The 17,498-nt window shown below is 44.3% G+C and carries 12 protein-coding genes; 5 read left to right on the top strand and 7 right to left on the bottom strand.

Going from position 1 to position 17,498, the window contains the following annotated elements:
• The first annotated feature begins 154 nt into the window (after positions 1-154).
• Entirely contained in the window at positions 155-2,182 is a 2,028-nt protein-coding gene (locus R3D86_01875) for a ComEC/Rec2 family competence protein (GenBank protein ID MEZ5756952.1), read from the top strand.
• Here the strand turns inward: R3D86_01875 and R3D86_01870 are convergent.
• Positions 2,179-4,083 (bottom strand): thiamine pyrophosphate-binding protein, encoded by a 1,905-nt coding sequence (locus R3D86_01870; GenBank protein ID MEZ5756951.1) that lies wholly within the window; start codon positions 4,081-4,083, stop codon positions 2,179-2,181. The two genes, R3D86_01875 and R3D86_01870, sit on opposite strands and share 4 nt — an antisense overlap.
• Before the next feature lie 128 nt (positions 4,084-4,211).
• Between R3D86_01870 and R3D86_01865 the strand changes: the two genes are divergently transcribed.
• Complete coding sequence (locus R3D86_01865; GenBank protein MEZ5756950.1) at positions 4,212-4,574, top strand: hypothetical protein; 363 nt, start codon at positions 4,212-4,214, stop codon at positions 4,572-4,574.
• Positions 4,526-5,608: a M20/M25/M40 family metallo-hydrolase gene (locus R3D86_01860; GenBank protein ID MEZ5756949.1), complete on the top strand. Its 1,083-nt coding sequence runs from the start codon at positions 4,526-4,528 to the stop codon at positions 5,606-5,608. The genes R3D86_01865 and R3D86_01860 overlap by 49 nt, the downstream gene beginning before the upstream one ends.
• 1 nt (position 5,609) lies before the next feature.
• On the opposite strand, the gene uvrB is transcribed toward R3D86_01860, so the two are convergent.
• Positions 5,610-7,751, bottom strand: a complete 2,142-nt coding sequence (uvrB, locus tag R3D86_01855; protein MEZ5756948.1) for an excinuclease ABC subunit UvrB — start codon at positions 7,749-7,751, stop codon at positions 5,610-5,612.
• Positions 7,752-7,901: 150 nt separating this feature from the next.
• Here uvrB and R3D86_01850 point away from each other — a divergent pair, with 150 nt between their 5' ends.
• Complete coding sequence (locus tag R3D86_01850) at positions 7,902-9,104, top strand: pyridoxal phosphate-dependent aminotransferase (GenBank protein MEZ5756947.1); 1,203 nt, start codon at positions 7,902-7,904, stop codon at positions 9,102-9,104.
• A 3-nt stretch (positions 9,105-9,107) separates the two neighbouring features.
• Positions 9,108-9,752 carry an HAD family phosphatase gene (locus tag R3D86_01845; protein ID MEZ5756946.1) on the top strand — a complete coding sequence of 215 codons (645 nt, stop codon included), beginning with the start codon at positions 9,108-9,110 and terminating at the stop codon, positions 9,750-9,752.
• A gap of 271 nt (positions 9,753-10,023) precedes the next feature.
• Here R3D86_01845 and R3D86_01840 read toward each other — a convergent pair whose 3' ends face one another.
• The 5 genes from R3D86_01840 to R3D86_01820 form a co-directional block, all read right to left on the bottom strand.
• The gene (locus R3D86_01840; protein ID MEZ5756945.1) at positions 10,024-10,908 is read right to left on the bottom strand and encodes a LysR family transcriptional regulator; all 885 of its coding nucleotides are present in this window, start codon (positions 10,906-10,908) and stop codon (positions 10,024-10,026) included.
• Positions 10,909-10,997: 89 nt separating this feature from the next.
• Positions 10,998-11,945 (bottom strand): thioredoxin-disulfide reductase, encoded by a 948-nt coding sequence (trxB, locus tag R3D86_01835; GenBank protein MEZ5756944.1) that lies wholly within the window; start codon positions 11,943-11,945, stop codon positions 10,998-11,000.
• Positions 11,946-12,060: 115 nt separating this feature from the next.
• Entirely contained in the window at positions 12,061-12,807 is a 747-nt protein-coding gene (locus R3D86_01830; GenBank protein ID MEZ5756943.1) for a DsbA family protein, read from the bottom strand.
• A gap of 3 nt (positions 12,808-12,810) precedes the next feature.
• On the bottom strand, positions 12,811-14,175 hold the full coding sequence (locus R3D86_01825; GenBank protein ID MEZ5756942.1) for a M48 family metalloprotease: 1,365 nt from the start codon (positions 14,173-14,175) through the stop codon (positions 12,811-12,813).
• Positions 14,176-14,396: 221 nt separating this feature from the next.
• The gene (locus R3D86_01820; GenBank protein MEZ5756941.1) at positions 14,397-17,174 is read right to left on the bottom strand and encodes an Rne/Rng family ribonuclease; all 2,778 of its coding nucleotides are present in this window, start codon (positions 17,172-17,174) and stop codon (positions 14,397-14,399) included.
• Positions 17,175-17,498: the final 324 nt, after the last annotated feature.

Here is a 17,498-nt window from a genome sequence, read left to right as displayed (position 1 = left end):
CAACACTGCTTGATTTTGTTGCGTTTTTACTAGCATATAATCCAGTGAAAATGGAAGCTTTTTTATTAATTATTTTAGTTTTTTTGGGGGATACAAAATTCTAAAGCTTGCAGAAAACTTGAAGGAAGCTTTTTTCCGGGAACATGAACAATTTATGCTGGTTGTACCGGTGCTGCTGGCGTTGGGGATTGGCTTTTATTTTTCATATAATCTGGAATTAAATTTTATTCACCAGCTCATATTTTTATTTGTTCTGGGTATAATTGTTTATTTAATTCGTAAGCGGTTTCCTTTTATAAAATATATTCTTCTTGCCTTATTTTTCATATGCGCTGGATATTCACTTGCTGATTATCGTGTTCTGTCAGTGGCCACTGTCACGCTTGAAAAAGAATTAAGCCCAACCAGTGTTACCGGCATTATTCAGAAAGTGCATCTTTACGAAGATGGAAAAATCAGACTGACACTAAGCAGTCCCGAAATCAGGGGAGAAAAGCCCCTTGGTCTGGTTAATGTTAAGGTCAATAAATTCTCTGAAATGCCTTATCCCGGCGACAAAGGCAGAATTAGAGCGGGGTTAATGCCTCCGCCCGGACCATCTATGCCGGGTGATTATGATTATGCCAGACAGGTCTGGTTTCAGGGGCTCAGTGCGGTTGGTTATGCGGTTTCTGATCTTGAAATTCTTGAAAAAAACAACGGTATAAAAGCATCATTCAACCAGTTAAGGCAACATATGGCCGAGCGGATCAGGTCTGAGTTGCCAGGGGAGGCAGGGACACTGGCAGCAGCCCTGATCACAGGGATCAGGGGAGGAATGCCGGACGAACTCGCAGAAGCCATGAGAAATGCAGGGCTTGCCCATTTATTGGCGATATCCGGGCTTCATATGGGACTTCTTTGTGGGGTAGTGTTTTTTATCTCAAGAATTTTACTGGCCTTATCACCAACCCTTACCCTAAAATATCCGATTAAGAAATGGTCGGCTGTCATTGCCTCGCTGGCCGGACTTGGATATCTGTTTATCAGTGGGGCATCCATTCCGACGGTGCGTGCTTTTATAATGGTCGTGATCGTTTTTATCGGTGTATTGACGGACCGTAAAGCCATTTCATTAAGGCTGGTGGCTATTGCTGCCACATTCATCCTTGTCACATCACCGGAAGCTTTAATTGGGGTCAGTTTTCAGATGTCATTCGCTGCCGTGGTTGCGTTGGTGGTTGTTTTTGAACGTTTTGGCAATGATTTTTTAAACCGGTTTCGCAGTGACAGTGGATTAAGACAAAAAATACTCTTATTTATCGTTGGCAGCCTTTTTACGTCATTGGTTTCAGAAGTCGCAATTGCCCCTTTTGCGCTCTACCATTTTAACAAAATTGTTTTGTTCGGCCTGCTCGCCAATCTTATTGCTATGCCGGTGATGGGGTCTTGGGTTATGCCGTGTATTGTGGCAACTTTGGTACTGATGCCATTTGGGCTTGAGAAAATTGCCCTGATCCCTATGTCCTGGGGACTTGAAGTGATTATGAGAACGGCTTATTGGGTATCCAACCTTCCCGGAGCGACACTTGAAATTCCGGCAATCAGTTTAAAGGCGCTTGTTTTTCTGGTCATCGGAACTTTGTGGTTTGGGATCTGGCGGCTTAAATGGCGTTATGCCGGTGTTCCGGTTATACTTTTTGGCATTTATCTGGCCGTTAGTTATGTTCGCCCGGATATATTAATTGATAACGCCGGAAAAACCATTGCGCTTCGCGGCGACGATAACAGCCTCAGCTTATCCCGCACAAATGGCAGCCGAATTGTGCGTGAACGCTGGCAACAGCGATATGGGCTATCTGAAATTTCTAGATGGGACTATGAAAGTTTTGCGCCCGATAATGCGGCGGGCAGGGAGCTTTCCTGCGATGCGCTCAGCTGTCTTTACCGTCCGGAAAGAACGGATCATTTGCTGATTTCACTGGTTCAAAATGAACTGGCCTTACCGGAAGACTGTCAGAATGCCGATATTATTATCAGTTTGGTCCCGGTGGAAATAAATTGTCCGGCAAATGTGGTTCTCGACCGTTGGGATTTTTACCATAATGGCGGCTATGCACTCTGGCTGCCAGATGGCAAAGAAGAACAGGTAAAAATGATCAACGTAAAGGAAAGCCGCGGCCATTACCCCTGGGTACATTAGTCCTTTGCGACTGAAAAATGGTCGTAATATTCGCTTTCCATACCCTGACCGAAACGTTCTATTCTGACATCAAGAAGATATGGACGCCCACGGGCCATTTCGGTACGGCAACGGTCAATGGCGTCCTTCAGGTCTTCCGCCTTTTCAACCCGCTCGCCTTTGATATCATAGCTTTCAGCCATTTTTGCATAGTGAATGTCCGGGTGTCTGAGATTGCAACCGATATAATTGCCGGTTTGAGAACTGCGTCCCTTATAAAAATTCTGTGCTTTGCGATTGGCGGCATATTCACCGTTGTTGAAAATGATAATACCGATGGGGACATCATAGCGTGAAGCACTCCAGAGAGCCTGTGAGCCAAAATTAAACGATCCGTCGCCCGTCAGGCACCATGTTTCCTTTTCCGGTCTGCCCATTTTAACACCGATGGATGCCGCAAGTCCCCAGCCAAGTACACCGGAATTGGTGGCAAAATTCCGTCGTCTTTTATCAAATGGTTTTTGATGATCAATTTTGAAATAATCCCAGAAATGATATTTGGACAGAATAAGTTCCGTAACCACCAACGCATCATCAGCAATCTGCCTGTCCAGCTCAAGCATAAGACGTGATGTAGAAATAATTGGAGCATCCCATTCTTCACGGGCTATCCGGTCTAGATTGGCGCGACGATTTTTGGTATAATCAGTGACCCATTTGGCGTTTTTGGGGGTTATTTTACGGGCTTTAAGTTCTTCAATTACGGCTTTGGCAGTTGCCTTGACGCTGGCAACAACGGCGATATCAACCGGATAATTGCGGCCGACTTCTGACCCGGCAAGGCTGGTATGGATAATTCTGGCATCACGCCTGACCCAGGGAATATCCGGTTTATTAACCACTTTAAACATATGACCACCAAGAGCCCAGAAACAATCAATGGATTGGGCAAGAGCCTGGTCAATTCCATAATTACCAATAAAATACGGATGCGTGTTGGGAAAAACCACTGGCATTCTTGCTCCGAAGGATACGGCGGCCCCGACAATTTCAGCAATTTCCTGGACCTCTGCGCTAATCTCATGACGGACACAATCATCATCAAGAAACAGCATCGGCCTTTCTGCAGCGATTAGAAAATCGACAATTTTTTTGACATCCTGTTCCCGTGGCGCCACGTCAATATCAACCATTGATCCGGACCGCGGGATAATTTCTGTACTTTCAACTTTCGTTTCCCAATGGTCTTTTGAAAATGTCAAGAAAGTAGGCCCACCCGGAGGGGCTTCCGACAGCATAAATGCACGGCGCAAAGTTTCAGTGATAGTTTTCGCACTTGTCACATCCCAGGTCCATTGGGCATAATCAGCGGGTAGTTTATGAAGGTTAGGGGCTTCAAGAAAACCGTTGCTGCCGCGATATTCACTATGTTGCCGCCCCGCTGTGACCACAACCGGCGTGCGGTCACGATAACAGCTGACCATCTGACCAAGGGCATATGATGCTCCGGCAACAGAATGAAGCTGAACAATGGATGTTTTTCCTGTCGCACGGCTAAAACCATCAGCCATCGCCATTGCGGCATTCTCATGGATGCAGGTAACATATTTTAGCTTATCCCGGTCAACGAGCGCATCCAGAAAGCCAACCTCTTCCGACCCGGCCAGTCCAAAAACATAAGGCACATCCCAGTCGATCAGAAACTCAGCCATAATTTCCCCGCCGCTCAGCCCTTTGACCGTCCGGCTTTGTTCGGGCCTTTCTCCTGAATAGGGAGCGGCCGCAGTCGCTTTTCCGGATAGGGACAAGCTACCGGCGATCGCCCCGGCACCGACGCTTGAAATACCGATATTGCGAAGTTTGGTTATAAACATTCTGCGATCAATTTTATTATCAATAAAATCCTTGCTGATTTTAAACATGAAACCACCCCTTTTTTATCTGAATAATATCGTAGCTTACTTCGGGATTGGGTCAAGCAAAACTAAAAATTGGCAAGTGGGAAACCCTATGATAGTGTTTGAACATAAATATTAAAAATGAGGGAAAAATGAGCATAAAAAAACTGATGACGGGGGTTGCATTTGGTGTAATGATGACCTCACAAATTGCCAATGCTGACGAGCCGTATCAGGATGTCGCCTACAAAATTTTAAAAGACAGTATTTCGATGCGTACCGTGGTTGGCGAGGGCAACGAAACACCAAAATTTGCGGCCTATCTTGCTGATTTATTCAAGAAAGCGGGCTTTTCAGATGGTGATATTACCATTATCCCTTATGAAGATACGGCTGGGATGATTGTCAGATTCAGGGGGATGACCGTTCTGGCAAAAAACCATTCATTATCTCAGCGCATATGGATGTGGTCGAAGCATTTCGCCAGGACTGGGAACGTGATCCCTTCACCATGATTGAAGAGGGGGATATGTATTTCGGGCGCGGAACACTGGATACAAAGCTGAATGTTGCCGCTATTGTTGCGACCTTTTTAAGGCTTAAATCAGAAGGTTTTGTCCCCAGCCGTGATATTATTATGGTGCTGAGTGGGGATGAGGAAACATCCATGGCGACCACAAAAATTATCACAAGTGATTATCGGGACCAGATTGATGCTGAATTTGCCATCGTTGCCGATGGCGGTGGCGGTGCCCTAGATGAAAATGGCAAGGCATTTTCCTTCACGGTGACCCATTCTGAAAAGACTTTCGCCTCTATCGAAGTTACGGCTCATAACCCCGGCGGCCATAGTTCACGTCCGCGCAAGGATAATGCCATCTATGATATTTCACAGGCGATGATCAATCTGTCAAAATATGAGTTCCCGGTTATTCAAAGCGAACTGACCAAAACATATTTCGAAAAAACAGCAAATCTTGTGACTGATCCCAAAATCAGTAAAGCCATGGCCGATTTTGCCAAAAACAAAAATGATAAGGAGGCAGTGGCAACCTTAAGGTCATACCCCCAGTATATCGGGGCAACGGGAACCACCTGTGTCGCCACCATGCTTCGCGGTGGGCACGCGGATAATGCGTTACCCCAATCAGCGACAGCGACGGTTAACTGCCGTATTTTCCCGGGGATTAGTGAAGAAGAAACCATTAATCAGCTAAAAGCGGTTATGAAAAATGACAAGCTTGACTGGAAAGTGATCAATACGGTGGAAGCGGCCCCGGAATCACCGCTGAATGAAGAGGTGCTTTCTGCGGTGGAGCGGGCCATTCATGTTGAATTTCCGGATATTCCGATCGTTCCGGCAATGGCCCTTGGTGCCAGTGACGGCAAACATTTCCGTTCGGCCGGTATTCCAAGTTATGCATTGACCGGCATTTTTATCAAGGCATCAGACGGGTTTTCGCACGGCCTAAATGAACGGGTCCCGAAAGATAATCTGGAACGCTCCATGCGCATCTGGCATCAGCTCTTTTCCGAATGGGCAGGGTAAATTAAAATTTTCTGGGCGTCGGCGTACCGCGTTTTTTACGGTACTGCCGGGTTCCCGGTTTGCCGAGGGTTGACCGACCTTCCGGTTTGCTATAGCGGGCCATAGGGTCAAGGTTTATCCCGAGCTCTTTTTCTTCAAGCTGCTTAATCTCGTCCCGCAATCGGGCGGCTTCCTCGAATTCGAGATTTCCTGCCGCTTCAAGCATACTTTTCTCCAGGCCCTCAATATAGCTTCTTAAATTATGACCGACCAGATTATTGGTACTGTCCGTACCCAGTGACACAGTGACATGGTCTCCCTCGGCAGTATCACCAATAATATCGCCAATTGATTTTTTGATGCTTTCCGGGGTTATGCCATGTTCTTTATTAAAGGCTTCCTGAATGGCACGACGGCGGTTTGTTTCACTGATCGCGGCTTTGATGCTGTTGGTTTCCTTGTCCGCATAAAGAATGACTTTACTGTCAACATTTCGCGCCGCGCGGCCAATAGTCTGGATGAGGGAGGTTTCAGAACGAAGGAAACCTTCCTTATCGGCATCAAGAATGGCAACCAGCCCGGTTTCCGGGATATCCAGTCCTTCCCGAAGCAGGTTGATACCGATCAGAATATCAAAAACGCCCAAGCGTAAATCACGAATAATTTCAATACGTTCCAGAGTGTCAATATCCGAATGCATGTAGCGAACCTTTAGTCCGCTGTCATGCATATATTCGGATAAGTCTTCTGCCATGCGTTTGGTAAGTGTGGTGACAAGAACGCGGTGGCCTTTATTGATTACTTCCTGAACTTCATGAAGCAGGTCATCAACCTGAGTTTCGACAGAGCGGATTTCAACCGGCGGATCGGTAAGCCCGGTTGGCCTGATGACCTGTTCGACAAATTCGCCACCTGTTTGTTCAAGCTCCCATTTGCCGGGTGTGGCGGAAACATAAATCGACTGAGGTCTGAAATATTCCCATTCACTGAATTTTAAAGGCCGGTTATCAATGCAGCTAGGCAGCCGGAAACCATATTCGGCGAGGGTACTTTTCCTTGAATAGTCGCCTTTTGACATACCGCCGATCTGGGGCACACTGACATGGCTTTCGTCCATGAAAAGCAGCATATTTTCCGGCAGATATTCAAATAAAGTTGGTGGTGCCTCGCCGGGGCCGCGCCCTGTCAGATGACGTGAATAATTTTCAATACCAGGGCAGACACCACTGGCGCTGAGCATTTCAAGATCAAATTTTGTTCTTTGCTCAAGCCGGGCGGCCTCAAGCACCATGCCTCTTTCCTGATAGTCTTTCAGCCTTAATTCAAGCTCGGCCTTGATGGTTTTGATCGCCTGATCCATGCTGGGTCCAGGAGTGACATAGTGGCTGTTGGCATAGAGTTTGACGGCGTCAAGCTCCTCAACCTTTTCACCGGTCAGGGGATCAAACAGGGTTATTTTATCCAGTTCATCACCAAAGAAATCAAGCTGCCAGGCACGGTCCTCAAAATGGCTCGGGAATATTTCGATGACATCACCACGAACACGGAACGTGCCGCGGGTAAAGGACATATCATTGCGTTTATATTGCAGTTCCACCAGATCACGCAGCAATTTACGCTGGTCATAAATCATGCCCAGTTTAAACGGGATCGCCATTTGCAAATAAGTTTCAGCGGCCCCCATACCGTAAATACAGGACACGCTGGCAACAATAATCACATCATCGCGTTCAAAAACTGCCCGGGTGGCGGCATGGCGCATGCGGTCAATGCTTTCGTTGATATTGGCATCTTTTTCGATAAAGGTGTCTGACCGCGGCACATAGGCTTCCGGCTGATAATAATCATAGTAGGAAACGAAATATTCTACCGAATTATTGGGAAAGAAGCTCTTCATCTCGCCGTATAGCTGCGCGGCAAGGGTTTTATTATGGGCCATGATCAGGGCAGGGCGCTGCGTTTCCTCAATTATTTTGGCCATGGTATAAGTTTTGCCGGACCCTGTCACTCCAAGCAGAACCTGATCAGTCAGGCCACTGTTCAGACCTTCGGTCAGGGCTTTAATGGCATGAGGCTGATCACCGGCCGGCTGAAAATCGGATTCGATTTTGAATTTTATACCGCCTTCGGTCTTGGCAGGACGCTCATAAAAGACACGTGGCATGTTAATTGTCGGTGATTTTAGATTATATTCAAATTTCATGTGACTAATATGTGGTGATTGGCCACATTTTGCAATCTCTCTCTTGCACAATTTTGGAACTTCACTTAATTTCGCCTCAACAACTCAACTGATTCATAAATGGATATTATTATGGCGTTTATTGCGGATGCTCTCGGGCGTATAAAACCTTCTCCTACTATCGCGGTGACCAGTAAAGCAGCAGAGCTTCGTGCTGCTGGCAAGGATGTTATCGGTCTTGGTGCCGGGGAGCCGGATTTCGATACTATTGATTATGTGAAAGAAGCAGGGATCAAGGCGATCAGGGACGGTCAGACAAAATATACAGCTGCCGACGGAACACCGGAGCTTAAAGACGCGATTTGCCTGAAATTCAAGCGTGATAATGGACTTGAGTATAAACGTGAAAATATCAGTGTGAATTGCGGCGGCAAGCACACAATTTTTAATGCCTTCATTGCGACGCTCAATCCGGGGGATGAGGTGATTATCCCAACACCTTACTGGGTTTCCTATCCTGATATGACGTTGCTTGCGGGCGGAACACCTGTTTTTGTTGAAGCCACAATTGATACCGGCTTTAAAATTACCGCCGATCAGCTCGATGCGGCCATAACACCAAAAACAAAATGGATTATTTTAAATTCACCTTCAAATCCGTCCGGTGCGGCTTATACATATGATGAAATGAAGGCATTGACCGATGTTGTGCTTAAGCACCCGCACGTCTGGATATTTGCCGATGATATCTATGAGCATATTATTTATGACAATTTCAAATTCCATACACCGGCTCAGGTTGAGCCGAAACTGAAAGATCGTACCCTGACGATGAATGGTGTGGCAAAAGCCTATGCCATGACTGGATGGAGGATCGGATTTGCCGGTGGACCGGTGGAGCTGATTAATGCCATGCGGAAAGTTCAGTCACAAAGCACTTCAAACCCATGTTCGATTTCACAGGCTGCAGCTGTTGCCGCGCTTACCGGACCACAGGATTATTTGAAAGACCGCGCAGCAGAATTTCAAAAGCGCCGTGATATGGTCGTTTCAATGATTAATGATGTGCCGGGACTGAGCTGCCCGACCCCGGAAGGCGCTTTTTATGTTTACCCGAGTTGCGCCGGACTGATTGGCAAGAAAACACCCGAAGGTAAGGTCATTGAAACGGACCTTGATGTGTCAACATATTTGCTTGAAAGTGTTGGAGTTGCTGTGGTGCATGGTGAAGCTTTTGGCCTTTCGCCGCATTTCCGCATTTCCTATGCGACATCGGAAGATGTGCTGAAAGAAGCCTGTGGCCGCATTAAAAAAGCGTGTGAAGCATTATCTTGATTGATGGATTTTGATCTGATCATATTTGACTGTGATGGCGTTCTTGTTGACAGCGAGCCGATTGCCAATCGGCTTTTGCGGGATGCGCTGGCAAAAAACGGTCTTGATATGACTCTGGATCAGGTTGTTGATACTTATGTTGGTCGATCAATGTCAGCGGTTGTTACCATTTCAGAAGATTTATTGGGAAAAAAATTACCTGCGGACTTTCTTGACGTTCTTCAGGTTGAAACATTTGCGGCTTTTAAAGAAAAATTAAAAGCGGTTGAAGGCGTGGAAGACCTGATCAATCATATTTTAAAGCAGAATAAAAAAATCTGTGTCGCTTCAAGCGGGAGTTTTGAAAAAATGAACTTCACACTTGGGCTTACCGGGCTGCGTAATTATTTCGGTGATCATATATATAATTCGTCGCAAGTAAAAAGGGGCAAGCCCTATCCCGATTTATATCTTTATGCCGCGGAGAGGATGAAAGTTGAACCTGCAAAATGCCTTGTGATCGAAGACAGTCTTCCCGGCGTTCAGGGGGCGGTTGCAGCAGGGATGGAGGTGATTGCTTACTGCGTCAACGGTCAAGATGAAAAATGCAAAAAAGCTGGCGGGCTTGTTTTTAAGCAGATGAGCGATATACTCAAGCATATTCACTAAAAAAAATGCCGGGTCATGGACCCGGCAAGTTCACAAAATATAGGGAGGTTTCATATCTTGGGGAGATTATGAAACAGTGATGGGTCGAAAAGGGGGAGGATGCGACACCACCACGAACTGAAATAATTAAAGAATTACTCAGCGATGTTTCTCAACATCTGAGTAAAGTTATAGCCGATTGTTTTTGGAATGAGTACCTAGTAAAAACTCGTTGCTCCTATGCAAAAAATGCATAGCAAATGCCATATTTAGGACATTATGTTAGATTATACTAAAATCTTGAATGTTTGAATTCCTCAATTATAAAGTCCCTGAAAGCTGAGATTCTCTGAGATTTCCGAAGTTCCTGAGTATAGACAAAATATGCCGGAAACTCATGTGTCTTTGTATCGGCAAGTATTCTTAACACATTTGTGGAACTTTGAACCAGATAATCAGGTAGCGATCCGACGCCAAGTCCGGATTTAATTGCCTGTAGCATCCCATATATATTATTGACTTCCAGAATGGGTGTGCGTTTCTGTGTTGCGCCTGCTTCAAGGATCCAGTCAATATTTTCGATGGGGCTGTTGGTCAGGTCCCCATAGGTGATCAGCCGATGATGATCAAGATCAGCAAGCGAGCGCGGACGTCCATATTTATTGAGATAATCCGGTGAGGCATAAATATTATAATGAAATGTACCGATCTGTTTTTGTATCAGGTCCAGATGCTCGGATGGGTGAAAGCGGATTGCCACATCGGCCTGCCGGGTAAATAAATCAAAATCACTGTCGCCGATCAGCATCTGTACCTGAATATCCGGATATTTATTAATAAATTTCCAGATATTATTCATCATCCAGGTTGAACCGAAAGAGTTGGTAGTGGTTATTTTAAGTTTCCCTCTTGGACTTTCTGTTCCTTCAAGTATTTTTTGTTCTGTTACGTGAATTTTAGAAACCACTTCTTTTGTGGTTTCATATAAGGATTCTCCTTCGTCGGTCAGTATAAGACCACGGGCATGACGATTAAACAAAGAAGTCTGAAGGCTGTCCTCTAGGGTACGGATCTGACGGCTGACTGCTGACTGACTTAAACCCAGTGCATCACCGGCGCGTGTGAAGCTGCCGGCAGTGGCGACAGCATGGAATATGCGAAGTTTATCCCAGTCCATGGATAGTATCCCTTATATTTTGGCCATTAATTGCCTTGGATATTCCGTTATCTCCCGCAGAATATCCAATTTTGTGATTTTATTATCTTTTATTCATTCTCAGCTATAAAGCGTTCTGCTTCAAGCGCGGCCATACAGCCCATACCAGCGGCCGTAACGGCTTGTCGGTATTTCTCATCCGTGACATCACCCGCGGCATAAACCCCGGGAATATTGGTTTCGGTGCTGTCCGGCGCTGTATTGATGTAGCCACGTTCATTAATATCAATTTTTCCTTTAAACAGGGCGGTTGCCGGAGCGTGACCAATAGCAATAAATACACCATGCACCGGAATTTCATGGGTCTCGCCAGTATTTACATTTTTTACTCTTGCCGCTGTTACGCCACCCATTGGTGGTTCATCTCCAAGAATTTCGTCAATTTCATGATTCCAAAGGCATTCAATTTTCTTATTGGCAAATAAACGGTCCTGAAGAATTTTTTCTGATCGCAGTTCATTACGTCTGTGAACCAACGTTACTTTGGATGCAAAGTTGGTCAGGAAAATAGCTTCTTCTACAGCTGTGTTACCACCACCGACAACGATAACGTCCTTTCCACGGTAAAAGAATCCGTCACAGGTGGCACAAGCGGATACACCGACCCCCTGAAATTTCGTTTCCGATGGTATGCCAAGCCATTTTGCCTGGGCGCCGGTTGCGATAATTACTGTATCTCCGATATACGTATCACCACTGTCTCCTTTGCAGACAAAAGGACGCTTCGAAAAATCAACATCGCTAATGAAATCAGAAATTATAGTTGTTTCTACATGTTCGGCCTGTGCTTTCATTTGCTCCATAAGCCAGGGTCCCTGAATAGCCTCTGCAAAACCCGGGTAATTTTCAACATCTGTTGTGATGGTAAGCTGTCCACCTGGTTCCATTCCCTGAACAATTATGGGTTTTAAATTAGCCCTTGCAGCATAGATAGCAGCAGTATATCCAGCGGGGCCGGACCCAATGATAAGGACTTTAGTGCGATGTTCAGTTGCCATAAATGAAAGCTCCAGAATTAGTATATAATATTTATAAAATTTTGTTGGTATCTTATGGCACGAAAAAACCGGACTGTGAAGTCCGGTTTTTATAATTTTATAATCATTCTAAAAATTACATTTTTTGTGTTTCTCGCACCTTTTCAATAACTTCTTTTAGGTGTTCGTAAGGAACGTAACCGGCTATGATCTGATCACCAATGACAAAGCCGGGTGTTCCTGAAATACCAATATTCTGAACAAGATATTTAGTTTTTGTGATATTGCTTTCAATATCGGGGTCTTTCATATCTTCTTTTAATTTTTCCTCGTCAAGTCCGGCATCACGGGCAATTTTCATCACGAGATCTTCTGTAAGTGACCGCTTATTCTTCATCATGGCATTATGGAATTCCATGAATTTCCCCTGCTTCATTGCCGCCATAGCGGCGACAGAGGCATAATTGGATGATTCTGCGAGAATAGGGAGTTCCTTATAAATAATTTTTAGGTTTTTATCTTCATCTAGCAACTTGCTCAGAATGCTAGGAACCTGTTTGCAATACCCACAATTATAATCGTAAAATTCAATCAGGGTGACATCACCGTCTTTATTTCCGGCTACATAACTATAACCGTCATTATAGAGTTGATCCTGCGCATCCAACAGCATACTTGCGTTCTGGCGCTTACGAAGAACATTTACGGCTTCCGGAATGATTTCCGGATTTTCCAGAATATAATTTCGGATCAGCGCATTAATTTCTTCCTTTTGGGCATCGTTAAATGATGTGCCGCCTTGCTGTGCGTTACCGAACAGGGAAAACAAACCTGCTGAAACGATGACCAGTGCAATGGCCGCTATCAATTTTGGGAATCTCATACCCTAACTCCTGTTTCTTTCTTTTTGGCGTTCTGCTTTATCTTTTTCTTCCTGTTCCTGCTGCTTTCTTTCCTGGTCGTTTATATTTACCTGACTTGCCATCATAATATCCTGGGCTTTAAACCAGTTTGGAGAGTTTTTAGGAAGTAAATCAACAGCTTTCTTAGCGTTTATCATAGCCCCTCTAATATTACCAGTAAGTAAAAAATGTTGAGCCGTTGAATAATGGGTCATCGCTTCATCATTCTTCCTGTGGTAGGCAATAGAGGCTTCTTTCCAGCCAAAGCTGTCATTTGGCTCTTCTTTCAGTGCAATTTCAAGATTACTAATTGCTTCATCGAGATACCTGTCATTCTCGGAGCTGATCAGGGAGCGTGCATATGACATACGGATTAAGGTTGAAGACGGTAAAATCTCAACCGCTTTTTTATAGGGTACAAGCGATTCTTCCACTCTCCCATCTTCAAATAAAATCTGTCCTTTTGTTTCTTGGAAGTATGGATTATCGGGAAACTCATTAATAAGAGAATCTATTTCAGCCAGTGCCAGTTTTATCTGCTTATTTCTTTGATAGCCGAATGTTCGGGCATATCGAGCATTCACGCTTTGGTCGCTAAGGGGATATTTTACCAAAGTAGCATGTAAGGGTTTTACATAACCAAATAATTTAGCCTGTAGTCTGAAAAATTTCTTTTCCAGTTCAGGGTCTGTTTTTACATCATAAAATGGGGATGCTTTTACTTTTTCCTCAACGCGTTCTATACGATCCGAGGTTAATGGATGAGTGCTTGCATAAGGATCCTGATATCTCTCAGGAACAAGGTCCTGATCGCCCAGAATTTCAAAAAATTCAATAAGGCCTCTGCCTGACTGCCCCATTTTATCAAGAGTAGTAAGAGCGGACTGATCAGCAGAAGATTCCTGCGTTCTGCTGAAACGCAGAAGGGTTCTGTAGCCAACCTGTTGACCGCCCATCATCAGGGCCAGTCCGGCATCGGCAGAACCCGCCGCCATGGCGGCGACACCGAGCACCAATCCCATGAGACTGTATGCAGTCATCTGGGACATCCCTTCGCTGAATCTCGTGAGGTGTCCGCCTTTAATATGCCCTGTTTCGTGGGCAATTACCCCGACAACCTGGTTAGTATTTTGTGCAGCGAGTAAAAGGCCTGAATTTATAAAAACATTCTGTCCGCCCATGACAAATGCATTAATTGTGCTGTCATCAAGCAGGTATGTGTCAACGGCACCCGGCTCCAGATCGGCAGCCTTAAAAATCGGTTCGGTAATATCCCTGATAATCTGCTCAATTTCGGCATCCCGTAAAATTGATAGTCCACGTTCTTTTGCAAAAGTAACATTTGTCATTGTGAAGCTGTAAATAAGCATCACAACAAATATTCTGTGTATTACAAACTTAATGGATTTTATCATCATGTACCAAGTTTATGCTGTTCAGGTCGCTTCGTCAATTAATGCTCCTTTTAAGCAACAACGCCTTAATGAAGCATGAATAAAATGTTAAAACAACATTGTGACAAAATTAAAGCCCGAATGAATTATTCAGGCTTTAATATTTTATAATTTTGTTATCTGGACCACCAGCCCTTTTTCTTTGGTTTTACTTCAACTGGCGTAGTATCTGAATTAGAACCAGTTTCTTTATCAGTAACGGTTTCTGCCTTACTTGCAGCATCCGTTTTTTTAGTGGTTCTTTTTCTGGTGCTTTTCGCGGGTTTTTTATCAGCCGGAATTTCTTCGCTTGTCTCAGTTTTTTCTTCAACCGGTTTTTTACGAGTTCGGGTTGCCCTTTTAGGTTTCGGCTTTTCTTCCACTTTTGCGGCAACAGTTTCAGAAACGTCCTCTACCTGTATATTCTGCTCAGTATTTTTTTCAGTCTCAGCGTCGTCCTGGACCTTTCTATTCCGGCGAGGTTTTGGCTTTGGTTTGGTTTCTTCCTTCGTTTCCTGTTTTTCAGTTACCTCCGCCGTTACTGTTTTCGTTTCCCCGGAAACAGCTAAGTCACTTTTATTGTCAGTTTCTTCAGTATTATTTTCTGGTTTATGATCAAAGTCACGTCTTCTCCCCCGTCTTGAACGACGCTTGCGGCGTGGACGATCGTGGTCTTCTTCAGCCTGAACAGAATTTTCATCGGTCTCGTTTGCAGGAGAGTTATTTTTATTTTGGGAAGATTTTCTTCTTCTTCTGCGTCGTTTTGATTTTTCGTTGTTTGTTTCTTTAGGCGAGACGTCCTCTTCAGTTACATCAATCAGCGTATTGACATCGTGTCCCAGCCTTAAAGAGTCATTCCTATTTTGCAGAGTGCCGGACGGCTTTCCTGATTTATCCATGCGGTAGGCAGATGCAGTCAGATCACTATCAATTGCAATTGATACGCTGAAGTTATTTCGTTTTTCAAGGCTGATCAGATTTTCTCTTTTATTATTAAGAAGATAAATGGCAATCCTGGAAGGGAGATAGACAGTAAAATGCGAATTATTACTTCTGCTTCCTTCTTCCTCAATAATTCTTAATATATGAAGACTTTGGGATTCAACGGATCTTAATACACCGCTGCCTTCACAGTGCGGGCAGGGGGTCGTGCTGGATTCAAGCACACCAACCCTTAGTCTTTGCCTTGACATTTCCATCAGACCGAAAGAACTGATCCGTCCCACCTGAATACGGGCGCGATCTGCCTTTAGGCAGTCTTTCATTTTTCTTTCAACAGCACGGTTGTTCCGGTTTTCCTCCATATCGATAAAATCAATAACAACCAGTCCGGCCATATCGCGCAACTTTAACTGGCGGGCAATCTCCTCCGCTGCTTCAAGGTTCGTTTTAAGGGCCGTTTCCTCAATATTATGTTCTTTTGTTGCGCGTCCTGAGTTTACGTCAATCGAAACCAGAGCTTCTGTCGGGTTAATGACAATATACCCCCCGGATTTAAGCTGTGCTGTCGGGCTATACATGGAATCGAGATGAGCTTCCACTTTATAGCGCTGAAAAAGTGGGATAGGGTCAACATAATGGTGGATTTTTTTGGCATGGCTGGGCATCAACATGCTCATGAAATTTTTAGCCGTTTTATATCCTCTTTCACCTTCAACAATTATTTCACTAATATCTCTGGTATAAAGATCACGAATGCTGCGTTTGATCAGGTTGCCTTCTTCATAAATCTGCGTTGGGGCAATTGATTTAAGTGTAAGTTCCCTGATCGCATCCCACATGCGTTTTAAATAATCATAATCACGTTTAATTTCCAGCTTGGTGCGGTCACTGCCTGCTGTACGGATGATACAGGCATGACCCTTTGGCATGTTTAGTTCTGACAGAATATTTTTCAGTTTTTTGCGGTCTTTTACATTGGCAATTTTGCGGCTGACACCACCACCGTGAAGTGTGTTTGGCATAAGGACGCAATAACGGCCTGGCAGCGACAGATAAGTCGTGAGGGCAGCGCCTTTGTTTCCTCGTTCTTCTTTAACAACCTGTATAAGAATAATCTGATTTTTCTTAATGACTTCCTGAATTTTATATTTATAGCGCAGACGTTTTGCCATTTTAATGCGCAAACGTTCTTCTTCCTCTTCCTCGGACGGAGCATTAACTTCTTCGTGGCTTTCCTGAGCCAAATCGCCATTTTCTATGAATTCATCATCCATAAGTTCAGCTTCATCATGATCGTCATTATGCTCTTCAGCTTTATTGTCCTCATTCGCAACGTCTTCTGTGATAACATTATCAGCTTTTGTCGTTTCAGCTTTAGTTTTAGATCTTTTTCTGCGGGAATTGCGCTTGGCAGCTAGATCATTTTCATTACCGTCCGGCACTTCTTGCTTTTCAGTATTGTCATCTGCTACCTGAGAGTCAGTCTCAAGTGCGTCTGCTTCGGCAGTTTTTTCTTCATCTTCAATTTCGACATTGTCTGCAGTTTCAGAAGCAGAATTTTCATCTTCTGTATTTTCAATATGATTTTCTGCATCACCTTCGCTGTACCTTCTGCGCGGGCGTCTTCTTCTCTTTTTTGGCTTCTCCTGTTGTTCTTTTGCTTCAACTTCCAGAAGATCAGCATTTGCAGCGGCTTCCTCCGCTATTAAAGCTTCACGGTCAGCAACCGGGATTTGATAATAATCAGGATGTATTTCACTAAAGGCTAGAAATCCATGGCGATTTCCCCCGTAATCCACAAATGCGGCTTGCAGAGACGGTTCAACACGGGTCACTTTTGCTAGATAGATGCTGCCTTTTAATTGTTTTTTAGAGGAACTTTCATAGTCAAAGTCCTCCACTCGATTTCCATCGACGATGGCCACACGGGTCTCTTCCTGGTGGGAGGCGTCGATTAACATACGTATTGACATTTAAATATTCTCCACTCAAAAAACCGCTCGAGCTTTTATGGTCATTTGCTGCCATTAAGCGTGCAGGTTTTTGGTTTGTTGTTTTTAATAATTTTTGGGGCAATGCATTAAAAGACTTAGGAAAGAGAACAAATACGCCATTATCACCAAAGGTTTTTTCCTTTGATGTTGGGTGACTACTCTTGCTGCTTTTAATGCCTGAATTCATAATTTTTTATCAAACTTATTTTTGGGTTTGATCGTAATCTCTATTCTTGTTTTTCTTCTTATAAGTAATTCTTATAAAGCCTAATCATCACTTGGATTTTCAGCATCGTATTTTCG

This window comes from Emcibacteraceae bacterium, assembly GCA_041396985.1.
Lineage (GTDB): Bacteria > Pseudomonadota > Alphaproteobacteria > Sphingomonadales > Emcibacteraceae > Pseudemcibacter.
Note: the sequence above shows the minus strand (reverse complement) of the source record. Positions and strands in the feature narration are given on the sequence as shown.

What these genes read in the sequence shown, in the direction of transcription:
- R3D86_01875 (MEZ5756952.1), top strand. Translation starts at nt 155, where the DNA reads ATGCTGGTTGTACCGGTGCTGCTGGCGTTGGGGATTGGCTTTTATTTT.
- R3D86_01870 (MEZ5756951.1), bottom strand. Translation starts at nt 4,083, where the DNA reads ATGTTTAAAATCAGCAAGGATTTTATTGATAATAAAATTGATCGCAGA.
- R3D86_01865 (MEZ5756950.1), top strand. Translation starts at nt 4,212, where the DNA reads ATGAGCATAAAAAAACTGATGACGGGGGTTGCATTTGGTGTAATGATG.
- uvrB (MEZ5756948.1), bottom strand. Translation starts at nt 7,751, where the DNA reads ATGCCACGTGTCTTTTATGAGCGTCCTGCCAAGACCGAAGGCGGTATA.
- R3D86_01850 (MEZ5756947.1), top strand. Translation starts at nt 7,902, where the DNA reads ATGGCGTTTATTGCGGATGCTCTCGGGCGTATAAAACCTTCTCCTACT.
- R3D86_01845 (MEZ5756946.1), top strand. Translation starts at nt 9,108, where the DNA reads ATGGATTTTGATCTGATCATATTTGACTGTGATGGCGTTCTTGTTGAC.
- R3D86_01840 (MEZ5756945.1), bottom strand. Translation starts at nt 10,908, where the DNA reads ATGGACTGGGATAAACTTCGCATATTCCATGCTGTCGCCACTGCCGGC.
- trxB (MEZ5756944.1), bottom strand. Translation starts at nt 11,945, where the DNA reads ATGGCAACTGAACATCGCACTAAAGTCCTTATCATTGGGTCCGGCCCC.
- R3D86_01830 (MEZ5756943.1), bottom strand. Translation starts at nt 12,807, where the DNA reads ATGAGATTCCCAAAATTGATAGCGGCCATTGCACTGGTCATCGTTTCA.
- R3D86_01825 (MEZ5756942.1), bottom strand. Translation starts at nt 14,175, where the DNA reads ATGACAAATGTTACTTTTGCAAAAGAACGTGGACTATCAATTTTACGG.
- R3D86_01820 (MEZ5756941.1), bottom strand. Translation starts at nt 17,174, where the DNA reads ATGTCAATACGTATGTTAATCGACGCCTCCCACCAGGAAGAGACCCGT.